At 60.9% G+C, this 25,785-nt stretch carries 16 protein-coding genes, 3 tRNA genes, 1 pseudogene and 1 riboswitch; of the genes and pseudogenes, 4 read left to right on the top strand and 16 right to left on the bottom strand.

Translation table 11 applies throughout. From position 1 onward, the window contains the following. Positions 1-8: 8 nt before the first annotated feature. Entirely contained in the window at positions 9-254 is a 246-nt protein-coding gene (locus tag AB4O36_RS03575) for a hypothetical protein (RefSeq protein ID WP_460126902.1), read from the bottom strand. A gap of 110 nt (positions 255-364) precedes the next feature. On the opposite strand from AB4O36_RS03575, the gene AB4O36_RS03570 reads away from it, so the two are divergent. Next, positions 365-691 carry an Arc family DNA-binding protein gene (locus AB4O36_RS03570; protein ID WP_460121735.1) on the top strand — a complete coding sequence of 109 codons (327 nt, stop codon included), beginning with the start codon at positions 365-367 and terminating at the stop codon, positions 689-691. A 101-nt stretch (positions 692-792) separates the two neighbouring features. Here AB4O36_RS03570 and mgtE read toward each other — a convergent pair. Next, a pseudogene (gene mgtE / locus AB4O36_RS03565) lies at positions 793-2,234 on the bottom strand (magnesium transporter). Positions 2,235-2,554: 320 nt separating this feature from the next. Here mgtE and AB4O36_RS03560 point away from each other — a divergent pair. Then, positions 2,555-3,064, top strand: coding sequence for a cell envelope protein SmpA (locus AB4O36_RS03560; RefSeq protein WP_460141072.1), 510 nt, complete (start codon positions 2,555-2,557; stop codon positions 3,062-3,064). A gap of 19 nt (positions 3,065-3,083) precedes the next feature. Here AB4O36_RS03560 and AB4O36_RS03555 read toward each other — a convergent pair. From AB4O36_RS03555 to ltaE, 7 genes are all read right to left on the bottom strand, one after another. After that, positions 3,084-3,160: transfer RNA gene (locus AB4O36_RS03555), tRNA-Arg, on the bottom strand. 71 nt (positions 3,161-3,231) lie between these two features. Further along, a tRNA-Arg gene (locus AB4O36_RS03550) sits at positions 3,232-3,308 on the bottom strand. 108 nt (positions 3,309-3,416) lie between these two features. After that, positions 3,417-3,507: transfer RNA gene (locus AB4O36_RS03545), tRNA-Ser, on the bottom strand. A gap of 62 nt (positions 3,508-3,569) precedes the next feature. Further along, positions 3,570-3,758, bottom strand: a complete 189-nt coding sequence (gene csrA / locus AB4O36_RS03540) for a carbon storage regulator CsrA (protein WP_002554426.1) — start codon at positions 3,756-3,758, stop codon at positions 3,570-3,572. Between the two features lie 179 nt (positions 3,759-3,937). Then, a complete protein-coding gene (locus tag AB4O36_RS03535) occupies positions 3,938-5,179 on the bottom strand; it encodes an aspartate kinase (protein WP_460141071.1) in 1,242 nt (413 codons plus the stop codon). 91 nt (positions 5,180-5,270) lie between these two features. Then, entirely contained in the window at positions 5,271-7,895 is a 2,625-nt protein-coding gene (gene alaS / locus AB4O36_RS03530) for an alanine--tRNA ligase (protein WP_460141070.1), read from the bottom strand. 146 nt (positions 7,896-8,041) lie between these two features. Further along, on the bottom strand, positions 8,042-9,046 hold the full coding sequence (gene ltaE, locus AB4O36_RS03525; protein WP_460121727.1) for a low-specificity L-threonine aldolase: 1,005 nt from the start codon (positions 9,044-9,046) through the stop codon (positions 8,042-8,044). A 183-nt stretch (positions 9,047-9,229) separates the two neighbouring features. Next, positions 9,230-9,399, top strand: a riboswitch (FMN riboswitch). A 100-nt stretch (positions 9,400-9,499) separates the two neighbouring features. Between ltaE and AB4O36_RS03520 the strand changes: the two genes are divergently transcribed. After that, the gene (locus AB4O36_RS03520; protein WP_460141069.1) at positions 9,500-10,009 is read left to right on the top strand and encodes a 6,7-dimethyl-8-ribityllumazine synthase; all 510 of its coding nucleotides are present in this window, start codon (positions 9,500-9,502) and stop codon (positions 10,007-10,009) included. A 130-nt stretch (positions 10,010-10,139) separates the two neighbouring features. Here the strand turns inward: AB4O36_RS03520 and astE are convergent, their stop codons facing one another. From astE to AB4O36_RS03485, 7 genes are all read right to left on the bottom strand, one after another. Then, the gene (astE, locus tag AB4O36_RS03515; RefSeq protein ID WP_460121723.1) at positions 10,140-11,150 is read right to left on the bottom strand and encodes a succinylglutamate desuccinylase; all 1,011 of its coding nucleotides are present in this window, start codon (positions 11,148-11,150) and stop codon (positions 10,140-10,142) included. A gap of 12 nt (positions 11,151-11,162) precedes the next feature. Then, positions 11,163-11,453, bottom strand: coding sequence for a topoisomerase II (locus AB4O36_RS03510; RefSeq protein ID WP_368554776.1), 291 nt, complete (start codon positions 11,451-11,453; stop codon positions 11,163-11,165). A gap of 19 nt (positions 11,454-11,472) precedes the next feature. Next, positions 11,473-12,819, bottom strand: coding sequence for an N-succinylarginine dihydrolase (gene astB, locus AB4O36_RS03505; protein ID WP_460141068.1), 1,347 nt, complete (start codon positions 12,817-12,819; stop codon positions 11,473-11,475). Positions 12,820-12,966: 147 nt separating this feature from the next. Beyond that, a complete protein-coding gene (astD, locus tag AB4O36_RS03500) occupies positions 12,967-14,436 on the bottom strand; it encodes a succinylglutamate-semialdehyde dehydrogenase (RefSeq protein ID WP_460142105.1) in 1,470 nt (489 codons plus the stop codon). After that, on the bottom strand, positions 14,433-15,458 hold the full coding sequence (gene astA, locus AB4O36_RS03495; protein WP_460121720.1) for an arginine N-succinyltransferase: 1,026 nt from the start codon (positions 15,456-15,458) through the stop codon (positions 14,433-14,435). The genes astD and astA overlap by 4 nt, the downstream gene beginning before the upstream one ends. 48 nt (positions 15,459-15,506) lie before the next feature. Further along, positions 15,507-16,526 (bottom strand): arginine/ornithine succinyltransferase subunit alpha, encoded by a 1,020-nt coding sequence (gene aruF, locus AB4O36_RS03490; protein ID WP_460121718.1) that lies wholly within the window; start codon positions 16,524-16,526, stop codon positions 15,507-15,509. Positions 16,527-16,692: 166 nt separating this feature from the next. Next, positions 16,693-17,913, bottom strand: coding sequence for an aspartate aminotransferase family protein (locus tag AB4O36_RS03485; RefSeq protein WP_460121716.1), 1,221 nt, complete (start codon positions 17,911-17,913; stop codon positions 16,693-16,695). Between the two features lie 288 nt (positions 17,914-18,201). Here AB4O36_RS03485 and AB4O36_RS03480 point away from each other — a divergent pair, with 288 nt between their 5' ends. Further along, positions 18,202-25,710 (top strand): dermonecrotic toxin domain-containing protein, encoded by a 7,509-nt coding sequence (locus AB4O36_RS03480; RefSeq protein ID WP_460141067.1) that lies wholly within the window; start codon positions 18,202-18,204, stop codon positions 25,708-25,710. The last annotated feature ends 75 nt before the right edge of the window (positions 25,711-25,785 follow it).

Here is a 25,785-nt window from a genome sequence, read left to right as displayed (position 1 = left end):
AAATGCCACTAGTAAATCGGCCATTTGCCACTATTCTGTATAAGATAAGGAAATGTGATTGAGTTCGCATAGTTTGCACCGTTGGGCGTCTTCGGACACCCGCCGTCGGGCAACAGGACGCGGTCGGCGATACGGATCTGGGCTCGCTTTTCAAACCAGTCCGCATTTCTGATAATTGGTGCTGGCATATCGCCTTTATCCAGTTCAATATTTGTCACAGAATTGACGCCAATCAACTGGCTACTTTGAGGCATGATGCGAGCCTCTTTCAATTCAGGTTGAACATTTGGCCGGAGCGCTTGTCCTAACAGACATCGTGCGGCCAATCCCGTGAACCGCTCCCCTGAACTAACCGGTTAAATATATGCGCCCAGCGAAACAGATAACTTACTCCAGCCGTACGGCTGACAAGTTCGTCGTACGCCTGCCAGACGGAATGCGTGAGCGCATTGCCGAGGTGGCCCGCAATCATCATCGCAGCATGAACTCCGAAATCATTGCGCGCCTGGAGCAGAGTCTTATTCAGGAAGGCGCATTGGGCGAAGAGTTGAGCATGCGCCTGGACAGCCCAGAGCTGTCGCTGCACGAACGCGAACTGTTGCAACGCTTCCGCCAGCTCTCCCATCGCCAGCAAAACGCTCTCGTTTCGCTGATCGCGCATGACGCTGAAATGGCCGCAGACGCCACCTGATTGACCTGAATGCTCAAAGCCAGCCTGATCGCTGGCTTTTTTTTGCCTGAAATTCACCCATAAAAAAACCCGCCGAAGCGGGTTTTTGTGTTTTGCGGGCCTCAGAGCAGAAAGATCGTCGCCAGCCCCAGGAAGATAAAGAAGCCACCGCTGTCGGTCATCGCCGTGATCATCACGCTGGCGCCCATCGCTGGATCGCGGCCCAGTCGCGCCAGGGTCATGGGGATCAATACCCCCATCAACGCCGCCAGCAGCAGATTGAGGGTCATGGCGGCAGTCATTACTACACCCAGCGACCAACTGCCGTACAGCATGTAGGCAACCGCACCAATGACCCCCCCCAGACCAGGCCATTGATCAGGCCGACCGCCAACTCCTTGCGCATCAACCGCGACGTGTTGCCGGTGCTCACCTGATCCAGCGCCATGGCACGCACAATCATGGTGATCGTCTGATTGCCCGAGTTACCACCGATACCTGCAACGATCGGCATCAACGCCGCCAACGCCACCAGTTTCTCGATCGAGCCTTCGAACAAACCGATCACGCGGGAGGCAATGAAGGCCGTGATCAGGTTGATCGCCAGCCACGCCCAGCGGTTGCGCAGGGACTTCCAGACCGAGGCGAAAATATCTTCTTCTTCACGCAGACCCGCCATGTTGAGAACTTCGGTTTCGCTCTCTTCACGGATCAGGTCGACCATTTCGTCGATGGTCAGACGGCCGATCAACTTGCCGTTTTTGTCGACCACCGGCGCGGAAATCAAGTCGTAACGCTCGAATGCCTGCGCGGCGTCGTAGGCGTCTTCATCCGGGTGGAAACTCACCGGATCGCTGGCCATGACTTCCGCGACTTGCTTGTCCGGGTCGTTCACCAGCAACCGCTTGATCGGCAACACGCCCTTGAGGATGCCGTCGTAGTCGACCACGAACAGTTTATCGGTGTGGCCTGGCAGCTCCTTGAGGCGACGCAGGTAACGCAAGACCACTTCGAGACTGACATCCTCACGGATAGTCACCATCTCGAAGTCCATCAGCGCACCGACTTGCTCCTCGTCATAGGACAACGCGGAGCGAACGCGCTCACGCTGTTGCGCATCGAGGGTTTCCATCAGCTCATGGACGACGTCACGGGGCAGCTCCGACGCCAGGTCGGCGAGCTCATCGGCATCCATGTCCTTGGCGGCCGCCAGGAGCTCGTGATCGTCCATGTCGGCGATCAGTGTTTCACGAACCGAGTCGGATACTTCGAGGAGAATGTCACCGTCGCGATCGGCCTTGACCAGTTGCCACAGCGTCAGACGATCGTCCAGCGGCAGGGCTTCAAGGATGTAGGCAACGTCGGCGGAGTGCAGGTCATCGAGTTTGCGTTGCAGCTCGACGAGGTTCTGCCGGTGAACCAGGCTTTCGACCCGGTCTTGATTCGGGCCCTGCTCGCGGTGCGTCAGGTCTTCGACCATGCGCTGACGCTGCAACAGCTCAATCACTTGAGCGAGGCGATCCTGCAGGCTTTCCTGTGTTTTCTTTACTTCAATTTCAGACATAGGCGAACTCCACTCCCAGCAGCGGAGCACGCCAGGAGGATCAATCAGTCAATTCTTGATTGGAAAAACGGTTTACTGAATGTCTACTGGGTAAGTCCATGGAGGTATTCCACAAGCCCCGGCGGGGCTGACGGGCGCAATGATACACCGCCCGACGTTTTTTAACGTTAAAAAATCTTGGCCTAAACAAGCGCTTGCAAGACAAACTTGAGCGCCATCCTGATCCATGAAAGTGCGACGACTCATTCTGAAAAGAAAACACACCCATGCAGAAAAATGTAGCGGCTAACCTTGAGTCAGACCGTCACGAAGGACGTTTGATGCCATCGGATACCCATTATTTTTTGCTGACCGCCCTGCTTGGCCTGCCGCTTGAGGCACCCGCAATCACCGTTCACCGATGCGAGTCCGCCAGCGGGCACCTCACGTTCACCACACGGGGTTGCGCGAGCGCAGATACACAATCGCTGCAAGAGGTACACACCTACCTGCCTGGCACAATGGTCCCCCTGATGCCGGAAGCCGATGCCCGCCAACCCGCTTACACCAGGAGAGCGCCAACCATCGTTGGTCAGGCCCAAGACACCTGCGGCAACCTGATCAACGCCAGGCAACGCCGGGAAGGCATCATCAATCAGCGGGTTGTCGCCGGCATGAGCCAGCAGGATGTCGAAAGCGCGCTCGGCAAGCCCGACAAGGTGACCGTGCGCAATTCAGCCACGATTTACCGCTACGACAACCAACGGGGTCGCAGTGCGCATGTCGAATTCGATGAGAAAGGATGCGTGAGCGGAAAAGCCAAATCCCGGACAGCAAAAAGCCCGCGTTAAACGCGGGCTTCTTGGTATATGGTGCACTCGACAGGATTCGAACCTGTGACCGCTCGGTTCGTAGCCGAGTACTCTATCCAGCTGAGCTACGAGTGCATTTGTGTTTTTATACCAGATCACAACTGGTTGAAGCCAAGTCATTTACATCACTGCAAACAACTCTTAAATGGTGCACTCGACAGGATTCGAACCTGTGACCGCTCGGTTCGTAGCCGAGTACTCTATCCAGCTGAGCTACGAGTGCATTTGTTGCCGCGCATTATAGGCCGTCAAATCTTTTTGTAAAGCGCTTTTTTCTAGTAATTTCAACAACTTACCGAAGAAGCCAGATTACAACGTACTACGCAAATAATGGCGGAGAACGGGGGATTCGAACCCCCGACACCCTTTTGAGGTGTACTCCCTTAGCAGGGGAGCGCCTTCGGCCACTCGGCCAGCTCTCCGCAACACGGGGCGTATATTAACCAGCTTCTTCCCCGTTTGCAAACATAAAAAACGATAAAAATTAATGGCTTGGTTCTTCGTCCTTCTCTTTCTTTATACGCAGGTAAATTTCCTCACGGTGCACCGCAACCTCTTTCGGCGCATTGACGCCGATGCGCACCTGGTTTCCTTTGACGCCGAGCACGGTCACAGTGATTTCGCCATCACCGATGATCAGGCTTTCTGCACACCGACGAGTCAGAATCAGCATACCTTTCTCCTCACGCATTTCATTTCGGGAACAACAGTCTGCAAAAAAAAGGCACTCGACCGACAACCGCAACGATCGCTGCCCTACATGCCTGAGTATTGACCAGCGCAGACAAAAGAACGCTGCGCCATTCAAAAAAACAAAAGGGCGCGGTCAGACCGCGCCCTTTGGCAAACGCATCACTCGCCCTGGCGGGCCGGTGCGTCCAGTTCGAAAGCCGTGTGCAGAGCGCGCACAGCCAATTCCAGGTACTTCTCTTCGATGACCACGGAAACCTTGATTTCCGAAGTCGAGATCATCTGGATGTTGATGCTTTCCTTGGCCAGGGATTCAAACATGCGGCTTGCGACGCCTGCGTGGGAACGCATCCCGACGCCGACGATCGAGACCTTGGCGATTTTGGTGTCGCCCACCACTTCCCGGGCACCAATTTCACGGGCCGTGTTTTCCAGCACGCTCTGGGCGGCCTGGTAGTCATTGCGATGCACGGTGAAGGTGAAGTCGGTGGTGTTATCGTGCGCAACGTTCTGCACGATCATGTCGACTTCGATGTTCGCGGCGCTGATCGGGCCAAGAATCTTGAATGCAACACCCGGGGTGTCTGGCACGCCACGGATGGTCAGCTTGGCTTCATCGCGGTTGAAAGCGATGCCGGAAATGATCGGCTGTTCCATGGTTTCCTCTTCATCGATAGTAATGAGGGTGCCCGGACCCTCCTTGAAGCTGTGCAGTACGCGCAGCGGAACGTTGTACTTGCCGGCGAACTCCACCGCGCGGATCTGCAACACCTTGGAACCGAGGCTGGCCATTTCCAGCATCTCTTCGAAGGTGATCTTGTCCAGGCGCTGAGCCACGGGCACCACACGCGGGTCGGTGGTATAGACGCCGTCGACGTCGGTGTAGATCTGGCACTCGTCTGCCTTCAAGGCTGCCGCCAGTGCCACGCCGGTGGTGTCGGAGCCGCCACGACCGAGGGTGGTGATATTGCCGTGCTCGTCGACGCCCTGGAAGCCGGCGACAACCACCACGCGACCGGCCTTCAGGTCCCCACGAATTTTCTGGTCATCAATCTGCAAGATACGCGCTTTATTGTGAGCGCTGTCCGTCAGGATACGCACCTGGTTGCCGGTGTAGGACACCGCTGGCACGCCTCGCTTGATCAGCGCCATGGCCAACAGTGCAATCGTCACCTGCTCGCCGGTGGAAACGATCACGTCCAGTTCACGCGGAACCGGTTGACCTTCGCCACTGATTTGCTTGGCCAGATCGATCAGACGGTTGGTTTCGCCGCTCATTGCAGACAGCACAACCACCAGGTCATCGCCGGCATCGCGGAATTTCTTAACCTTGTCGGCAACCTGCTCGATTCTCTCGACAGTGCCGACCGAGGTGCCTCCAAATTTCTGTACGATCAAAGCCATTTCAAAGCCGCCTCTGCCCATGAAGGGCGCCCAAATAATCACTCAAACAGCGCGCCGGCCCGCCACGGGGCCGCGGGCCGGGCACGCTGCCTTATAAACCCTGCTCTACAAATGGAACGGTCAGGGCCAGTGCCGCGTCCAGTGCGTCGGCGTCGGTACCACCGCCTTGCGCCATGTCCGGACGACCACCGCCCTTCCCGCCCACTGCCGCAGCGGCCTGCTTCATCAAATCACCGGCTTTGAGTTGGCCAGTCAGGTCTTTGGTTACGCCTGCAACCAGAACGACCTTTTCCTCATGGACACTGCCGAGCAGGATCACTGCGCGGCCGAGTTTGTTTTTCAGTTGATCGACCAGCGCCAGCAGCGCCTTGCCGTCCTGACCGTCCAGACGGACGGACAGCACTTTCACACCCTTGACGTCCAGGGCGGAAGCCGACAGATCGTCGCCCGCCGCGCTGGCTGCCTTGGCTTGCAACTGCTCGAGTTGTTTCTCCAGCAGACGGTTGCGCTCCAGCACAGCCGACAGCTTGTCGATCAGGTTGTCGCGGCTGCCCTTGACCAGGCTGGCCGCTTCCTTGAGTTGTTCTTCGGCAGCGTTCAGGTACGCCAGTGCCGCTGCACCGGTGACGGCCTCGATACGACGCACACCTGCCGCCACACCGCCCTCGCTGATGATTTTCAGCAGGCCGATGTCGCCGGTACGGTTGGCGTGGATACCGCCACACAGCTCGACGGAGAAATCACCGCCCATGCTCAGCACACGTACGCTGTCGCCGTACTTCTCGCCAAACAGCGCCATGGCGCCTTTCTTCTTGGCGGTGTCGATGTCGGTTTCTTCGGTTTCAACGGCGGAGTTCTTGCGGATCTCGGCGTTGACGATGTCTTCCAGTGCCTTGATCTGTTCAGGCTTGATCGCTTCGAAGTGGCTGAAGTCGAAACGCAGGCGCTGGCTGTCGACGAGCGAACCTTTTTGCTGCACGTGATCGCCCAGCACTTTGCGCAACGCGGCGTGCAGCAAGTGGGTAGCGGAGTGGTTCAGCGAAGTGGCATGACGCACGTCGGCTTCGACCTGGGTTTGCACCGGCGCCGCAATGGTCAGGTTGCCCAGGGCCTGCACGCCGTGGTGCAGGAATGCGCCGCCGGTCTTGGTGGTGTCGCGCACGTCGAAACGACCGCTGCCGGTCTGGATGTAGCCGCAGTCGCCGATCTGGCCACCGGACTCAGCGTAGAACGGCGTCTGGTCGAGCACGACCACGCCCTCTTCACCTTCATTCAATACGTCGACCGATTGCCCGTCCTTATAGAGAGCAACGATTTTCGCCGAGCCGCTGGTGGCGTTGTAACCGGTAAATTGGGTGTCCACATCAACCTTGACCAGGCTGTTGTAGTCCATGCCGAAGGAGCTGGCGGAACGGGCACGGACGCGCTGGGCTTCCATTTCACGCTCGAAGCCTGCTTCGTCGAGGGTCAGGTTGCGTTCGCGAGCGATGTCACCGGTCAGGTCCATCGGGAAGCCGTAGGTGTCATAGAGTTTGAACACCACGTCGCCCGGCACCACGTCGCCCTTGAGCCCGGCCAGATCCTGCTCGAGGATTTTCAGGCCCTGCTCCAGGGTCTTGGCGAACTGCTCTTCTTCAGCCTTGAGCACGCGTTCGATGTGCGCCTGCTGGGATTTCAGTTCCGGGAAGGCTTCGCCCATCTCGGCGACCAGGGCCGCGACGATCTGGTAGAAGAAGCTGCCCTTGGCGCCCAGCTTGTCGCCGTGACGGCAGGCGCGACGGATGATCCGGCGCAGTACGTAACCACGGCCTTCGTTGGACGGCAGCACGCCGTCGGCAATCAGGAAACCGCAGGAACGAATGTGGTCAGCCACGACTTTCAGCGAAGCCTGGGCGTCATTGGTGCAACCGATGGCCTTGGCCGACGCGTTCAGCAGGCTCTGGAACAGGTCGATTTCATAGTTCGAATGAACGTGTTGCAGCACGGCACTGATACGCTCCAGGCCCATGCCGGTGTCCACCGACGGCGCAGGCAGCGGGTGCAACACGCCGTCGGCGGTGCGGTTGAACTGCATGAACACGTTGTTCCAGATTTCGATGTAACGGTCGCCGTCTTCTTCCGGCGAGCCCGGTGGGCCACCCCAGATGTCGGCGCCGTGGTCGAAGAAAATCTCGGTGCAAGGACCGCACGGGCCGGTGTCGCCCATGGTCCAGAAGTTGTCGGAGGCGTACGGCGCGCCCTTGTTGTCGCCGATACGGACCATGCGCTCGGCCGGAACGCCGACTTCCTTGGTCCAGATGTCGTAGGCTTCGTCATCGCTGGCGTAGACGGTGACCCACAGTTTTTCTTTCGGCAGGTTCAGCCACTTGTCGGACGTCAGGAAGGTCCAGGCGTACGTGATCGCATCGCGCTTGAAGTAGTCGCCGAAGCTGAAGTTACCCAGCATTTCGAAGAAGGTGTGGTGACGGGCGGTATAACCGACGTTTTCCAGGTCGTTGTGCTTGCCGCCGGCGCGCACGCATTTCTGGCTGCTGACGGCGCGGGTGTACGCGCGTTTTTCCTGGCCCAGAAAGCAGTCCTTGAACTGGTTCATCCCCGCGTTGGTGAACAGCAGGGTCGGGTCGTTGCCCGGAATCAAAGAGCTGGAGGCTACACGGGTGTGGCCTTGCTCTTCGAAGAAGCGAAGGAAGGCTTCACGGATTTCTGCGCTTTTCATTAGGTTCTTCCACGGAGGCTGCGGCCAAAGGCCTGTTCGAAACGTCACCAGACGAAACGACGGCAAAGGGCCGCATTATATCGGCCCTGCGCGCGGGGTACAGCGTGTTTATACGATAGAAACGGTCAATTGGACCGCTAACGCTATCACTTATGTGAAAACTCGACGAATGTCGCGACGACTTGCTCGATTTGTGTGCGGCTGACGTCCATGTGCGTCACCATTCTCAGACGGGCGGCAGCGCTGAGTTTGATCCCGCGTTCAGCGGCAAACGCTTTGAGTGCCTCGGCTTTGTCGCCGATCTGCACATAGACCATGTTGGTCTGCACCGGCTCGACCTCGTACCCCGCTGCGCGCAGGCCGTCGGCCAGATGCTGGGCGTTGGCATGGTCATCGGCCAGGCGCTGGACATTGTGGTCCAGCGCATACAGCCCCGCTGCGGCGAGGATGCCCGCCTGGCGCATGCCGCCGCCGACCATCTTGCGCAGGCGCCGGGCCTTGGCGACCAGTTCATTTGACCCGCACAGCACTGACCCCACCGGCGCCCCGAGTCCTTTGGACAGGCAGACCGACACCGAATCGAAATGCTGGGCAATCTCGCGAGCCTCCACCCCAAGCTTGACCGCTGCGTTGTACAGGCGGGCGCCGTCCAAGTGAAGTTGCAGGCCATGTTCACGGGTGAATCGGCGTGCCTCGGCCAGATACGAGAGCGGCAACACCTTACCTTGCATGGTGTTTTCCAGCGCCAGCAAACGGGTGCGAGCGAAGTGGAAGTCATCCGGCTTGATCGCGGCCGCTACCTGGGCCAGGTCCAGCGAGCCGTCGGCCTGGACTTCCAGGGGTTGTGGCTGGATCGAGCCGAGCACCGCGGCGCCGCCGCCTTCGTACTTGTAGGTGTGGGCCTGCTGGCCAACGATGTACTCGTCGCCACGTTCGCAATGCGCCATCAACCCCAAGAGGTTGCTCATGGTGCCCGTTGGCACGAACAACGCTGCGGCAAAACCCAGGCGCTTGGCCAACTCGGCCTCCAGACGATTGACCGTCGGGTCCTCGCCATAGACGTCGTCCCCGGTGGCCGCCCCGGCCATTGCGTCGAGCATCCCTGGAGTCGGTTGGGTGACGGTGTCGCTGCGAAGATCGATAACGCTCATGAATCTGGCCTCGGTTTGCAGGAAATGATTGTCAGGGGGGATTACTGCGGTCATGAGCGCGATTAATCAACCCTTGAGGGCGGCTGATCCAACAAAAAAAACGATGGCAATCATCTGAAAGCATCAATGCGTGCACGGGAAAGATATGTTACAAAAGCTGCGCCGCCAGACATTCTGCCGGCAAAACGTTCTCAGGGCGGGGTGTAACTCCCCACCGGCGGTAATTGCGCGCAATGCGCATAGCCCGCGAGCGCTTGGTGACAGCACGGTTTTGATCGTGGTGGCGGCAAGGTCAGCAGACCCGGTGTGATTCCGGGGCCGACGGTCATAGTCCGGATGAAGAGAGAACGGGATTAACGCCAAAGGGCCGCCTGCGAGCACTCGTGCGAGCGCGTACCCTTAGATCCCCTTCGATTCATATGCCCTGTTTGTTCATTAAACAGGAGTCAGAACATGCAACCCACCGCAATCGATAGCAAAAGCAAACACCCTCATGGCGAGCGCGTCGCGTTCATCCAGGCGTGCTGGCACAAGGAAATCGTCGACCAGAGCCGTAAGGGCTTCGTCGCAGAAATGCTAGCCCAGGGTTATCAGGAATCGGACATCGACTTCTTTGAACTCGGTGGCGCCTTCGAAATCCCGTTGCACGCCAAGTTGCTGGCCAAAACCGGCCGTTATGCCGGCATCGTCGCCGCCGGCCTGGTGGTGGATGGCGGCATCTATCGCCATGAATTCGTCGCCCAGTCGGTGATCAGCGGCCTGATGCAGGTGCAACTGGAAACCGAAGTGCCAGTGTTCTCAGTCGTATTGACCCCGCACCACTTCCACGCCGGTGAGGAACACCAGAAGTTCTTCTTCGAGCATTTTGTGCACAAGGGCCAGGAAGCGGCGAGGACGTGTGCGGATACGCTGAAAAAAGTGCGGGCGCTGCATCGCAGTGAGCCGCGGGCGGTAGCGGTGTAAACACCGCATCACTTGTAGGAGCGAGCATGCTCGCGATGGTCGCCAACGATAACTCCGGGCTGCTGAATACCCGCGCTGTCTGGGCATTCATCGCGAGCATGCTCGCTCCTACAGAGGGATCTGTTCTAAATCAGACCAGGTTTTCGTCAGTGGTCGGCACGATCAGGATGCCCGCGCGCAAGCCGTTCTTGACCTTCGGGTTGGGGAAAATGATCCGGGCGCCCTCTTCCTCGATGATCCAGCGGGTCTGGGCGATGTCTTCGGCCAGCAGGTAACCCACTTCCAGTTCCGAAAAATTCTCGATGTCCGCCGGCAGGTTCAGGCGGAAGCTGTCGCTGTGCTTGATGATTTCGCGCGCCACGCTGAATAGCTGCAAGCCGTCCAGCTGGGCATCGGCCTGGGACGGTTCGTTGCCTTCGATGATCTGTTTGAGGCGAGTTTCCAGCAGGTTGACGTTGACTCCATCGTTCTGCCCGAACGGCCGCGCCTTGCCCAGTTCCAGAGTGAAGGACTCGGCCCCCAGCTTGTCGTAGGTGTAGGAGCTGAAGACGATGGACGGCTTGTTCTGCAACAACACCGCTTCCATACCCGCAGCACGCAGACGCGCCAGTTCACGGCGCGAATGCTGGCGACCTTCTTTCCACGGGTACAGCGCGAATTGCTCGATCTTCGATCCACGGATCGCCGTGTGCAGGTCGTAGTGCAGCCGTTCACGATCCGGCAGGCTGAAGAAACTCGCCGCCAGGCGCTCCAGTTCACAGGCGCGCAGCGCCTCTGAACCGCTGCTTTGTTCGTGACGGCCATTGAACAGCCGATTGACGTCCTGCTCGACGAAGCGCTCGCCCTTGCGAATCGCTTCAGGGTTGCCGAACAGGAACAGGATACGGGCGCGCGGCTTGAGGTCGCCGCGGGCGATGTCGTGCAACAGCCGATCGAGCAATTCGATCGGTGCTGTTTCATTGCCATGGATGCCCGCCGACAGCAGCAGGTCCAGGCCATTGTCACGGGCTTCGGGCGGCCGGACTTCCAGCGCGCCCTCGCTCAACCAGCGCATGCGCACGCCTTCGACAGTCAGTTGAGTCTTCTCCGCCGGTTCACGGCCGGCGAGGGTCAGTTCAAGCAGTTTGCCGAGGGCGAGCATAGAGCGGTTCCCTTAGTGGTCGTGGTTGCAATCCGGGCCGTGAACGTGACCGTCTTCGTCGCCGAGGTCAGCCGGTTCCATCTCCAGTTGCAGACTAACCAGATTAGTCGCCAATGGGCGAAGCAGCAGGTTGGCGTATTCGGCGTCACCTTCTTCGACATCCACGCCGATCAGCAGTTGGCCGCGACCGTCCTGCTGGATCCACAGCTCCTTGCCTTGCCACAGGACCGCGACGCGGGTGCAGGAGGTTTCCAGTTGCGTGCCGTCGGTGTCTTCAAGGATCAGCTGCAGGGTATCGCTCATGTTTTTTACGCTCTCGACTTCAATTGATCTGGAAAGGATAAACCGCGCCCAGTTTAAGGATTTGTGTCAGTTCATCCAGTGCCGTCCGGCACTCAAGCAGCAATTGCGGGTCCGCCAGGTCGCTTTCGGCCATGCGGTCGCGGTAGTGCTTGTTCACCCATTCGGTGAGGGTGCCGTACATCGGTGCCGTCATGATAACCCCTGGGTTGACGGCCGCCAGTTCGGTTTCATTGAGCGCCACGCGCAGCCTCAGGCAAGCTGGGCCGCCACCGTTCTGCATGCTTTGCTTGAGGTCGAACACCTTGACCTCGCGAATCAGTCCGCCCGAGCCGGTCAAACCCTGCAGGTATTGCCAGACACGTTCGTTGCCACGGCATTCTTCCGGCACGATCAACAGCATGGAGCCGTCAGGACGCGACAGCAGTTGGCTATTGAACAGGTAGGACCGAACCGCGTCTTCGACGGTTACCGCCGAACGCGGTACGCACACCGACTGAAATTTCCCACCGACCTTGGCGAGCTTGTTCGTCAGCTCGGCCAGCATTGTGTCGGTCTCGAGGAAGGCGTCCTCATGGTAGAACAGCACTTCGCCATTACCGACGGCGATCACGTCATTATGGAACACGCCCTGGTCGATCACTGACGGGTTTTGCTGGGCGTAGACCACGCCATCGTCCTTCAGGCCGTGCAGGCGTGCGACGGCCTGGGACGCTTCGAGGGTTTGACGGGCCGGGTATTTCTGCGGCGCCGGGTAGCGAGTGTCGAACGCGCTGCGACCGAACACGAAGAACTCGACGCCGGCTTCGCCGTACTCACGGCAAAAACGCGTGTGGTTGGCCGCGCCTTCGTCACCGAACTGCGCCACCGCCGGCAACGCGGCGTGGTGGGCGAAGTGTTTCTGATCAGCGAACATCGCCCCCAGCACGCGGCTGGTGGTGGGGTGCTCGATGCTGCGGTGGTATTTGCAGTTGAGGTTGGCGGCGGTGAAATGCACACGCCCATCGGCCGTATCGGCGCTTGGGCTGACCGTGGCGGCGTTGGCCACCCACATGCTCGACGCCGAGCAACTGGCTACCAGCAGAGGCATGGCCTCTTTGGCGGCGCGTTCGATCACCTGCGCATCGCTGCCGGCAAAGCCCAGGCGACGCAGCGCGGCCACATCCGGGCGCTCTTGTGGCGCCAGCACGCCCTGGGTAAAGCCCATGTCCATCAAGGCTTTCATTTTCGCCAGGCCTTGCAGCGCGGCTTCCTTCGGGTTCGAAGACTGCTGGCTGTTGCTCTGGGACGCGACGTTACCGTAGGACAAACCGCCGTAGTTATGGGTCGGCCCCACTAGACCGTCAAAATTGACTTCACAGGATTTCATCAGCGAGGCTCCACGAGGATCTGTTGTTATAGGCTTCAGTAACAATTTCTGAGATTGCGGCGTGGCCATCGCGGGCAAGCCCGCTCCTACAGGGGTTATGTGTCGGACACACATCCAGTGTGGGAGCGGGCTTGCTCGCGATGGGCATCACGCCATCTTCACGCCCGGCGTCAAAGTCGCCGGCATCACCAGGCTCGGGGTCTCCAGCGAGGCCACCGGGTAGGCGCAGTAATCCGCTGCGTAGTAGGCGCTGGCGCGGTGGTTGCCCGAGGCGCCGACGCCGCCGAACGGTGCGCTGCTCGCGGCGCCGGTCAGCTGTTTGTTCCAGTTGACGATACCGGCGCGGCTTTCCAGCCAGAATTGCTGGTAACGCGCCTCGGAGTCCGACAGCAAGCCAGCGGCCAGGCCGTAGGCGGTGTCGTTGGCTTCGGCAATGGCTGCCGCAAAATCAGCGTAGCGAATCACTTGCAGCAACGGGCCGAACAGCTCTTCATCCGGACGCTCGGCCACCGCCGTCACGTCCAGAATGCCTGGGGTCAGCAATGCCGCCTGGGCCTGGGGCTGGGTCATTTCCAGCAACGCCGTGGCGCCGTTGGCCAGCAGATGCGCCTGGGCATCCAACAAGGCCTTGGCCGCGCCCAGGGAAATCACCGAGCCCATGAAGGGTGCCGGTTGCTGATCGAAGGCACCGACCTCGAGGGTCGAACTCACGGCCACCAGCCGTGCCAGCAACGCATCGCCCCAGGCGCCCTGCGGCACCAGCAGGCGGCGTGCACAGGTGCAACGCTGGCCGGCAGAGATGAACGCCGACTGGATGATGGTGTACACCGCCGCGTCCACGTCGGCGACCTCGTCGACCACCAGCGGGTTGTTGCCGCCCATTTCCAGGGCCAAGATCTTGTCTGGGCGGCCGGCAAACTGGTTGTGCAGATGATTGCCGGTACGGCTGGAACCGGTGAAGAACAAACCGTCGATGCCTGGATTCGCCGCCAGGGCGATGCCGGTTTCCCGCGCACCCTGGAGCAGGTTCAGCACGCCTGCCGGCAGGCCAGCTTCGATCCAGCACTTGACCGTCAGCTCTGCGACCTTGGGCGTGAGTTCGCTCGGTTTGAACAGCACGCTATTGCCGGCCAGCAACGCCGGCACGATGTGACCGTTGGGCAGGTGACCAGGGAAATTGTACGGGCCGAACACCGCCACCACGCCATGTGGCTTGTGGCGCAACACGGCGGTGGCGTCGCCCAGCGGGCCGCTCTTCTCGCCGGTGCGTTCGCGGTAACTCTGTACCGAAATGGCAATCTTGTTAACCATGCTGGTGACTTCGGTGGCCGCTTCCCACAACGGTTTACCGGTTTCCTCACCGATGGTGCGGGCCAGTTCATCCGCGTGATTTTTCAGCGCGGCGGCGAAGGCTTCCAGCACCGAGATGCGCTCCTCCAACGTACGACGAGCCCAATCGGGAAACGCCTGGCGTGCCGCCTGTACGGCCGACTCGACCTGGGCGGCAGTGGCGCCCTCGCCGGCCCACAACACTTGCTGGGTCACGGGGTTCAGCGACTGAAAGGCTTCGCCCTGGCCGGCCAGCCATTCACCTGCGATGTATAACGAATTCATTATTTCGACTCCCGGGCAGCGGACAGCGGAACGGCGCGCACCTGATCGCCAGCGGTGAGTTGCAGGCGCTTGGCGGTCTGTTGGTCAACCACCAGCGTGCCGGCGGCGAAGCGTGCCGGTGCAGCCGTGATGCGGCAGTCTTCGCGCTTGCGGTTATGAATGATGAACGGCGTGGCGTCATCGCCCGGCGTGCCGATGGCCAGCACCAGCGCCTGGCTGTCGCGCACCGCGCGAATCTTGGCGGTTTCGCACTCGATGGCCGGGCCTGCGTCGAAGATGTCGACATAACCCTGATAGCTGAACCCCTCGCTGCGCAGCATCGACAGCGCAGGCTCGGTGTCCGGGTGCACCTGGCCGATGACGTTGCGCGCATCCGGCGACAGGAAGCAGGTGTACAGCGGAAACTTGGGCATCAGTTCGGCGATGAATGCCTTGTTGCCCACGCCCGTCAGGTAATCGGCCTGGCTGAATTCCATCTTGAAGAAATGCCTGCCCAGACTCTCCCAGAACGGCGAACGCCCGGCCTCGTCGGACACGCCGCGCATTTCGGCGATGATCTTGTTGCCGAACAGTTGCGGGAACTCGGCGATGAACATGAAGCGCGCCTTGGACAGCATGCGACCGTTCAGGCCGGTGCGGTAATCAGCGTGCAGGAACAAAGAGCACAGCTCGGAGTTGCCCGTCAGGTCGTTGGCCAGGAACAGCGTCGGGATTTCGCGGTAGATATTCAGCTCTTGCGAGGCGCTGACGGTCAGGCCGACGCGAAAGTTGTACCACGGCTCACGCAGGCCCACGGCACCGGCAATGGCGGAAATGCCGACGACACGGCCGTCGTCGTCTTCGAGCACGAACAGGTAGTCCGCATCGCCCCGCCCGGCTTCGCCGCGAAAGGTCTTCTCGGCCCAGCCGACCCGATGGGTCAGGCGTTCTTCGTTGGCCGGCAAGGTGGTCAGGCCGGTGCCGGTGCTGCGGGCCAGGTCGATCAGAGCGGGTAAATCGCTGCTGCGTACGGGACGAACGATCATGCTATCTCCTCAAACGGGCCGCTTGCGCCACCCGCCAAATGTAAGGCGTTAAACCGCCACCAGGCGCACGCTGGCACCTTCGCCGACGCCCAGGGCTTCGGCGGCTTCCAGATCCAGGGTGACGGGTTTGCCCGGCGCGTAATCGAGCTCGAGCAACACGGCGCGGTAATCCTGCAACTGGGCATTGGCCACCAGGTATTGACGCCCTACCCCTTTGACCGTCTCACCGATTTTCACCGGCACCACGCGGCTCTGGGCAATCGAGCGAATGCCGGATACACGGGCGTGCAGGGTCGGACCGCCGTCGAAAATGTCGATGTAGTGGTCGGTCTCGAAGCCTTCGCGCATCAGGATGTCGAAGGTGATCTGCGCCCGCGGATGCACCTGGCCCATGGCTTCCTGCGCGGAGTCCGGCAACAGCGGCACATAGATCGGGTAGTGCGGCATCAGCTCGGCGAGGAAGGTACGGCTCTTCAGCCCGCACAGGCGCTCGGCCTCGGCATAGTTGAGGTCGAAGAAGTTGCGGCCGATGGCGTCCCAGAACGGCGAGTCGCCGTTTTCATCGCTGTAGCCAACGATCTCGGTCACCACTGAATCGGCGAAACGCTCCGGGTGGCTGGCAACGAACAGCAGGCGTCCGCGGGAATTGAGTTCCGCCCAGGGCGAACCCACCAGGTCGCGGGTCACATAGAAACTGGTCAGCAGACTGTTGCCGGTCAGGTCGTGGCACTGCGAGAGCACGTGGATCTTGTTATGAATCTTCAGCTCGCGGGAGGCGTGCACGAAGGTTTCATTGCGAAAGCTGTAGAACGGCTCGGAATAACCGGCCGATGCGACAATGGCCGAGCATCCGGCGAGCTTGCCGGTGGCGGTGTCTTCAAGGACGAAGAAATAGGATTCTTCGCCGTTGAAGCTGACCTCGGCGGCGAAGGAAGCTTCGCTCGCGGCAATCTTGTCGCTCAGGCGTTCAACGTCATCCGGCAAGGAAGTGACACCAATCGGACTGTCCGCAGCCAGACGCTGTACCTCGCCCAGATCAGCCATTTGCGCGGGGCGCATCACCAGCATGGTGTCACTCCTTTTTTCAACTCTTTGAGGAAAATAAGCCGGGCCTTTCAACCCCTTGTGGTCCCTTCTGTGGGTGTTCCACAGTGGAAATTTCCCACAGGAGATCTCGGCCCGGCATACAAAAATTCTGATCGACGCCCGAAATATCAGGGCGCCGAAGGGTCTATCAGGCTTGCGTCAGTTTTGCCGCCGCACGCTCGAAGCGGTCCAGGCCTTCGTCGATGTCGGCGTCTTCCACCACCAGGCTCGGGGCGAAACGCACCACGTCCGGGCCGGCCTGCAGGACCATCACGCACTCTTTTTCAGCGGCGTTGAGGATGTCCTTGGCCTTGCCTTTCCAGGCATCGGTCAGCACGCAGCCAATCAACAGGCCCATGCCACGCACCTGGGTGAACAGGCCGTATTTCTCGCCGATCTGCTCCAGGCGTGCCTTGAACTTGTCGTGCTTGGCTTTCACGCCGGCCAGTACTTCCGGGGTGTTAACCACGTCGATCACGGCTTCGCCAACGGCGCACGCCAGCGGGTTGCCGCCGTAGGTGGTGCCGTGGGTGCCGACGACCAGGTGCTTGGCCAACGCGTCGGTGGTCAGCATCGCGGCGATCGGGAAACCGCCGCCCAGGCTCTTGGCACTGGTCAGGATGTCCGGGATCACGCCGTAATGCTGGTAAGCGAACAAGTGGCCAGTGCGGCCCATGCCGGTCTGCACTTCGTCGAAGATCAGCAGCGCGTTGTGTGCGTTGCACAGGTCACGGGCACCTTGCAGGTATTCAAGTTCAGCCGGGATGACGCCGCTCTCGCCCTGGATCGGCTCGATGATCACCGCGCAGGTTTTGTCGGAAATGGCGGCTTTGAGCGCTGCCAGATCGTTGTACGGCACGTGGGTGATACCGGTGATTTTCGGACCGAAGCCGTCGGAATACTTCGGCTGGCCACCCACGTTCACGGTGAACAGGGTGCGGCCGTGGAAGCTGTTGACCGTGGCAATGATCTCGTATTTCTCGCTGCCGGCGCGGTCGAAACCGACACGACGGGCCAGCTTCAGCGCAGCCTCGTTGGCCTCGGCACCGGAGTTGCAGAAGAAGGCACGCTCGGCGAAGGTCGCGTCGATCAGCTTGTGCGCCAGGCGCAGGGCCGGCTCATTGGTGAACACGTTCGATACGTGCCACAGCTTGTTCGCCTGCTCGGTCAAGGCACCGACCAGTGCCGGGTGCGCGTGGCCCAATACGTTAACGGCAATCCCGCCAGCGAAGTCGATCAGCTCACGGCCGGACTGGTCCCACACGCGGGAACCGGCGCCACGTACCGGAATGAAAGCGGCAGGCGCGTAGTTGGGAACCATTACCTGGTCGAAATCAGCGCGTTCTACCGCAGCGTGCTCAACGGACATCGGAGTCTCCTGAAGAGGAACACCCGCCTGAAACTGGCGAGCGATGGGGGGATTGTAAGGACAGTTTTCAGCCCGTCCTTGTCGCCAAGCGACAACTTCTTATAGCGCAAACCCCGGTTTCAGCCGGGTTTACGGCAATGCGACATATAGCGTCGCAAAGGCGCAGTTTAAACTGCGCACGGGCTCAGAGGCAGAGGCGCACCGCGCTATCCGACAAATATGTACCGCAGATGCCATGGCCATCCCTGATTTCCTTTTGCGCTTTCCCTACGCTCAAGGAACAGTCACATGCAGGTGCAGCAAGATTTCCAGGTGAGTACGGCGCCCGCGGAACACCCCGACAGCCACTATCAGCCCCTCATCGACGCCCTGCCATCATGGCTCGGCCAGATATCCCCGGCCCATCGCCAGGCGCTCAAGGCCAGCCAACCGCAGCTTGCCGACGCACTCCAGTCGGCAACACCCGAGCAGCATCAACGGCTCAAGGCACTCACCGCCGCACACTGGACCGCGCAAAGCGCTGTCGACGAGCGTCTGGCGCACTTGCAGGATGCCAGCCGCTTTGCCGAACCCCTGCTCAAGGACGCGCTGAAGAATCGCTTCGGCCTGGACCTGGACGTGCGCAGCACCTTCCTGCGCCTCTACATCCCGGTGACGGTGCCAGGCTTTGCGATCCAGACCGGCGCCCGTGCCTGGACAGTGTCGTTGCTGGACGCGGCGCTGCATAACTTCGAAGAACGGGAAAGTGCAGACGATGCCTACGAAAGCGCCTCGACCTTCATCACCGCGCCTTCACCCACGGGACAGTTCGACACGCTACCGCTGATCCAGGCGTCGATGAGCATCGCGGCCTTTATCCGGCTGTGTCGGGAAATCGACATCGGCGCCCGATACGAGGCCTGTCTGCGAGAAAGCCTGGGCCTTTCTGAGCCGGTGGGCGCCGCCGTGCTGCGCTTGAAAATCAACACCAGCCAGCAGGCCGCGCTGAAAGCGGCGGTGCAATGGGCGCGGATGAAGGGCGATCTCAGTGAAGTGTATGCGCGCCTGATCGGCGGGCTGGCCGATGGGCTGCAAGGCATGCGCATCAATGGGCAGGCGTTGCGTTGTCATGACTTGACGATGATGTCCGCGCGCCTGACCGGCATCCTGGTCTTCGCCACCGATCTGCAAGCCTCAACGCGGGTCGGCAGCGTGGTGGCGTACATTCCTGATGATCCGCTGCACCCGATAAAGGAGTACACCTCTACCACCGAGATGGCCGGTGAACTGACCCGGCAACTGCGCGCCAGGGACTATCAGCAGTTCTTCAGCCGCTTTATCGATCACGAACGCCTGGGGCCGTTTTTCGCCACGCTGAACAGCCGGCTGACGCAAGTGACCTGGCATGAACCGGTAAAAGGCAGCGCCCTGCCCGCCTGGCGGGAGGAACCCATCGAGCCACCGAATCTGCAGCTTGTGGCCACCGCGTTCAGTGGCGAGATGTGGCAGCACCTCTATCAACGCAAACTGGACAAAATCCTCAGCGACGCCCGCACCCTTGCCGTGCCGACTGCCTACGTCGACCAGAACGCCCGCTGGGCGCGCTGGAATGCTTTTGTCAGCCTGGCTTCAAGCATCGTCCAGGCCGCCACGTTCATCGTCGCGCCATTCGTGCCGGTGTTGGGTGAACTGATGATGGGCTACATGGCTTACCAACTGCTCGAAGATGCATTCGAGGGGATCGTCGATTGGGCCGAAGGCCAGACGGGCATTGCCTTCGATCACTTGATGAGCGTGATGGAGTCGCTGGTGCAACTGGGGGTGTTCGCCGCAGGTTCGAAGCTTGTCGCAGGCCTGTATCGCCAGGTGCTGCCGCAGGAAGTGGTGGCCTTCATCGACCGTTTCCTGCCGGTCGAGCGCGCCAATGGGTCAACGCGCTACTGGAAGCCGGACCTGCATGCCTATCAACACCCGGCTATACCCGCCGCGGATGCGCCGATCAATGAGCTTGGCCTGCGCCAGCACCAGGGCAAACAACTACTGGCCATCGAGGATGCGCATTACGCCGTGAGCCAGAACCCGGTGACTGGCCGATACCAGATCGATCACACCACCCGAGTCGATGCGTACAAGCCGCCACTTCGCCACAACGGCGAGGGCGCCTGGCACACCGAACTCGAACAGCCGCTGGAGTGGGACGGCGATACCGCGTTGCGGCGTCTTGGCCACCACGTCGAGCCGTTCTCCACCATCCAACGCCAGCGAATTCTCAAGGTCAGTGGCTACTCCGAGGACGGGCTGCGCAAGATGCACGTCAACCAGCAAACCTTGCCGCCGTTGCTGGCCGACAGCATTCGGCGCTTTCGGATCGACCTCGACCTGGGGCAACTGCTCGATCAACTGGCCAGCGACCTGCCCGATCAATACACGCGGGCCGATCCGTTGACGCAGTTGCAACTGCTCGGCGAACAGCACCGCTGGCCGGCAAACAAACGCCTGCAATTGATCGATGCGGGCGGGCAAACCGCCTGGACGTCATCGGCCGATGAACGCCTGCCGGTGACGCAGATCCGTCTGGATAAACTGATCGAACGCGACCTGCTGAAAACCCTGCTGCACAGCCTCGACGAAAGCGAGATCAAGCACCTGCTCAATGAGGAATTCGGCCAGCCGACGCTGGCGCTCGATGTGCGCACGCGTACCCTGCGAAAGCAGGTGCTGCGCCTTGCCCGCAAATACCGCGCTGCGCTGTTCGAATCTCGCTACAAGGCCCTCGAACACACCGATGACGTCCTCGCCCGACAGGTCGCCCAACACAATCGGCAGCTACCCGCCAGCATCACGCGCGAGCTGCTCGACACCGCCACTCCGGATGAACGACAACAGATCCGCCAGGGACAACTGCCACCCCGCCAGCAATCACTCATCGCAGTGGCCAACCAACACGTGCGCATCACCCGCGCCTTCGAAGGGCTGGAGCTGGCGTCGGTCAGCAACCCCGACACCGACCTCCTGGCGCTGCAAAGCCTGCAACGCTTGCCCGGTTGGAGCGGCCAGGTGTGCATCGAGATGCGCGACCGGTCGTATGACGGGCCACTGTTGACGAGCATCGCCGCGCCACAGGCGTCCTCGCTGAAGGTCCTGGTGCGCCAGGCCGATGGTCGTTATCAACCCTGGGACGATCGCGGCCAGCCGCTGCACTCGCTCACCGACTTCTATACCAGTGTTCTGTACGCCCTGCCGGACAGCGAGCGCCAGGCTCTGGGCATTCACATAGGCCAGGGTGAGCCGCTCAAAACCCTGGTGCGTGAACATCCACTGGGACGCAGCGAGCTCATCGTGAAGCTGTACGAGACGCCGATTCATGAACCGACCGTCGACACGCTCAGACTGACCGGCAGTGACGGTTATCGACGGATATTGCGCACGGTCAACACCTCGGCCGAACAGCCATTGACACTTGAGCAACGGGTGCAGGCGCTGTATCCGCAACACTCTGCGCAGCAGATCCAGGCGACGCTGGCAGACCTGCAAAATCATCCGGCGGGCGCACGGGCCGAACTGTCGCGCCTGCGCAACGAATATGCCCGGCTGACTCATGAGCTCAGTCGTTGGGACAATGCGCTGCCGACCGTCGATCACAACGGCACCGCGCTGACCGCCCCCGAGCTTCACGAAGCGCGTCTGGCCCGACGCTTTCTCAAGCACTCTCTGGAAAAAAGCTGGCGCCGTGAAGCCGACAGCGCAGTCGGACACATGCTATTCATTCCAGGCTCGATACGCGGCGACCTTCCTTCCATCAGTGGCGACTTCAGCCACGTCGCCTGGCTCCAGATCAACGGCCGCAACGGCACCACTCACCTCAAGGGCTTTCTGCAGAACTTCCGCGGTTTGCTTCACCTGGAACTTCAGGACTTCTCGATGCCAGGCCTGCCCGAGTCAATCACCTCGATGCCGGCGCTGCGCCAACTGGTGGTGCGCAACTGTGGCATCACCCTGTCGATTGCCGATCAACGGGTATTGGCGTCGTTGCCGAACGTGTCGATTCTCGATTTACAGGACAACCCGTTGGCGCGCCCGCCCGACGTGCACGCGCTGGCGCAGTTACGTGAACTCAACCTGGCCAACACCGGGATCACCCTGCCCCCGGCCGACCTGCTCAATCACCCTCGGCTCATTGCCGTCAACCTTTATGGCAACCGCATCACCGAACTGCCCCCGCCGCTCCTGACCCTCGGCGCCGAACTCAGCAACGGCTTCAATTTTGCCAACAATCCACTGTCGGCGGCCGCCCGGGAGCAGATCAAGATTCACTACAATCGCACCGGCAAGGATTTCGGCGTATTGGCCGAACAGGTGGACACCGATCGGGTGCGTGCCCTGTTCCCCGAGCAGAACGTACGCCAGGCCACCGACCTGTTGTATCGCTTGCCCGGCACGCTCGCCGAGGGTCGAGAACAGCTCAGCCGCTGGGAGGGCGAAATTGTCCGGCTGCTCGCTGACCTTGCGCAGTGGGAAAACGACATCCCCGACCGAAGTCCGGTGACCGGCCAACAGCTCAACATCAACGAAACCTTCACCGAGCACACCGCGAGGACCGCCTTCTCCCGGCAGCTCGAGCAATTCTGGCGCACGCGCCACACTGATCATCCGGACCGTTTCAGTGCCGCACTGACATTCTGTGGCGACCTGCCCGTCCTGAGCGCCGACTTCAGCCACGTGTCAATCCTGAAGTTGACCGGCAACGTGCACGTTAGCGCCGTGGACTCTTTGCTGCAGCGCTTCGGCGGCCTGCAAACCCTGCAGCTCAATGACTTCAACCTGGGCCAGGTCCCCTCTGCCGTCTCACGTATGTCGCAGCTACACACCCTGACCCTCAATCGCTGCGGTGTGGTACTCACCCCCGAAGGGCAATCGCGGCTGGCGTCACTGACCCAACTGAAAATTCTCGAACTGGCCAACAACCCCTTGGGCACGCCGCTCGACCTGACGTCCCTGCCACACCTTTATTTCCTCGACCTGTCCAGCAGCGCCCTGTCTACGCTGCCGACGGGCCTGGCCGATCACCCGCAACTCAAGACCCTGATCTTCAGCGACAACCAGATCAGTGAACTGCCCGACCCCGTGCTCAAGCTGTCCGCCCAACGCATCGACGGATTCGACTTTGCCGACAACCCCTGGTCGGCGGCCACCCGCGAGCGGATCAAGACCCGCTTCCGCGAAATCGGCCGGGATTTCGGGGTGCACGCCGAGACAGCGGACATCGTCCTGGCCCAGGAACTGTTTCCGGCGCTGGACAACCAGGACGCCAGTGACGTGATCTACAATTTGCCCGGCACCCTGATCGATGGTCGCAAGCAACTGCGGCACTGGCGTGTGGAGTTGACGCAACTGATCGCCGACCTCAAGGCCTGGTCATTGCAAGCACCCGAACGTCACCCGCTCACGCAGCAACCGCTCAGCGCCGAGCAACACCTGGCCAATCACGTCGCCCGCACCGAGTTCGGGCAAATCCTCGAGCGATACTGGCGTGACCGACCTGATCCCGAGCTCAAGCGCGAAAACCATTTCACCCTGCGCACGACATTCCTTGGCGACATGCCGCGCCTGACGGCAGACTTCAGCCATGTATCGTTGCTGAGCCTGCAGGGCAATCCGGCGGTGGGTGCAGTCGATTCATTTCTCGAGCCGTTTACAAACCTGCACGTTCTCAACCTGCACGACTTTGCCCTGGACCAGGTGCCCAGCGCGCTCACGCGGATGCCGGTGCTGCGGGAACTTTCCCTCACCCACTGTCGATTGGCCATGACGCCTGACGGCCAGACCGTGCTGTCATCACTCGGCAGCCTGGAGTCCCTGGACCTGAGTGACAACCCGCTGACCGTCGCCCCCAGTCTTGAAGGCATGCCGCTGTTGAATGAGCTACGGTTGCCCAACACCGGTATCGAGCACCTGCCCAAAGGCATGACCGAGCTGCATAACCTGAGCCTGGCGATGCTGCACGGCAATCGGATCAGCGACCTGCCTCCCGACCTGTTCGCCATGGAAGCGGACAGCGCCGAGGGCATCAACCTCGCCAATAATCCGTTATCCGCCACCAGTCGAGAACGGATCAAGGCCGGGTATGCCGAGAGCGGCAATGACTTCGCCGTGCGAGCCGAGGAGGCGGACATCCAGCGCACGCGCGCGCTGTTCCCGGAACTGGATGAAGAAGACGCCAGCCACATGCTCTACGCATTGCCCGGCACGTTGGATGAGGGTCGCGCCCAACTGGCGCGCTGGGAGCAAGAGCTGGGCCGAATGAGCCAGGAGCTCGACCTGTGGATCGCCGACATTCCGGCGCAACACCCCATGACGGGCCAGTCGCTCAACGCAGACGAGCTCGCCGCCGAGCGCACCGACCGGACCGAGTTCGCCCAGAAGCTGGAATATTTCTGGCGCCACCGGCTGCCGCAAACCGCCGCGCTGCGAGATAACTCGTTCATCGCCAAGCCGACGTTTCTCGGTGATCTGCCCGCGCTGACCACTGACTTCAGCCATGTGTCCGCGCTGTCCCTGAGCGGCCACCCGGCGGCGGGCATTCACCCGCGTTTCCTCGAATGTTTTACCGGCCTGCAACACCTGGAACTGCGCAACTTCAACCTGGGCACGATGCCGAAGGCCATCAGTGGCATGCCATCGCTCAACTACCTGGTGATGAGCCGTTGCGGTGTGGTGTTTGACAGCGACGGGCAGGCGGTCCTGTCCTCGCTGACGCGCTTGAAGATGCTCGACCTGTTCGACAATCCGCTGGGCACTACGCCGGATGTCACACCCTTGAGATCGCTGACCTTCATCGATCTGTCCAACACCGCCATCGAGCACATGCCCACCGGCTTGCTCGACCTGCCGCAGTTGTCGACGGTACTGCTGCGCGACAACCACATCACTGAGTTGCCCGAGGCGATCTTCGAATTACCCGGCGCCAGTGGCGATGGTTTTGACTTGAGTAACAACCCGCTGACCGCCGCAACGCTGGAGCGCGTCAAAGCCTATCGGCAAAAAAGTGGCAGCGACTTCGGCGCCTGGGCAGCGCCGGCCGATATCGACGTGGCCATCGCGCTGTACCCGGACTTGACTAGCGAAGAAGCCAGCCACCTGTTCCTCGCCCTGCCCGGAACACTGGCAGACGGCCGCGCTGAATTGACACGCCGTCAGATCGAGTTCGACACATTGACCCGCGACCTCGCCGCCTGGGTCGGTGAAGTGGCCAACGACACCGAAGAGCAAGGCCATCGCGCCGCGTTCAAGACCGCTTTGGAACAATGCTGGCGCAGGGTGCCGCTGGAGAATCGGTCGCGGGACGAGTATCACTTCAAATTCGACGGACCGATGCGCGGTGATCTGCCAGTGCTCACAGCGCGTTTCGATTATGTCCTTGACCTGTCGCTGACCCACGCCGCCCCCCAGGCTGCCAGCGTCGGCAACTTCCTTGAGCACTTCCCCAATTTGACCCACCTGAAGGTTCGAGGGTATCGACTGACGACCTTCCCGGAGGCGGTGCTCCGTATGCAGGCCCTGACGTCGCTGGACCTGAGCGGCACCGGGCTTGGCGAGCTGCCGATCGCATTGGTCGATAACCGTCGGTTGATTCATGTCGACCTGTCCAACAACGCCATCCGCGAGGTGCCAACCGAACTGACCCAGGCCGATGCAACGACCACCGTGGCGTTCAATCTCAGCGCCAACCCGCTGTCCCCGGCCAGCCTTGCGCGCATCGCCGAGCATTTTCGCAGGACCGGCATCACCCTGGGAGTGAGCCCCGGCACCGCACTCTAACCGCCCCATGCGGGAGCGGGCTCGCTCACTCCCGCGGGCAACCCGTTGTGATTGGTGGACCCATCCCGTGCGGTA

The organism is Pseudomonas sp. S2_E01 (genome assembly GCF_054668365.1).
This window is presented reverse-complemented; position numbering and strand designations above follow the sequence as displayed.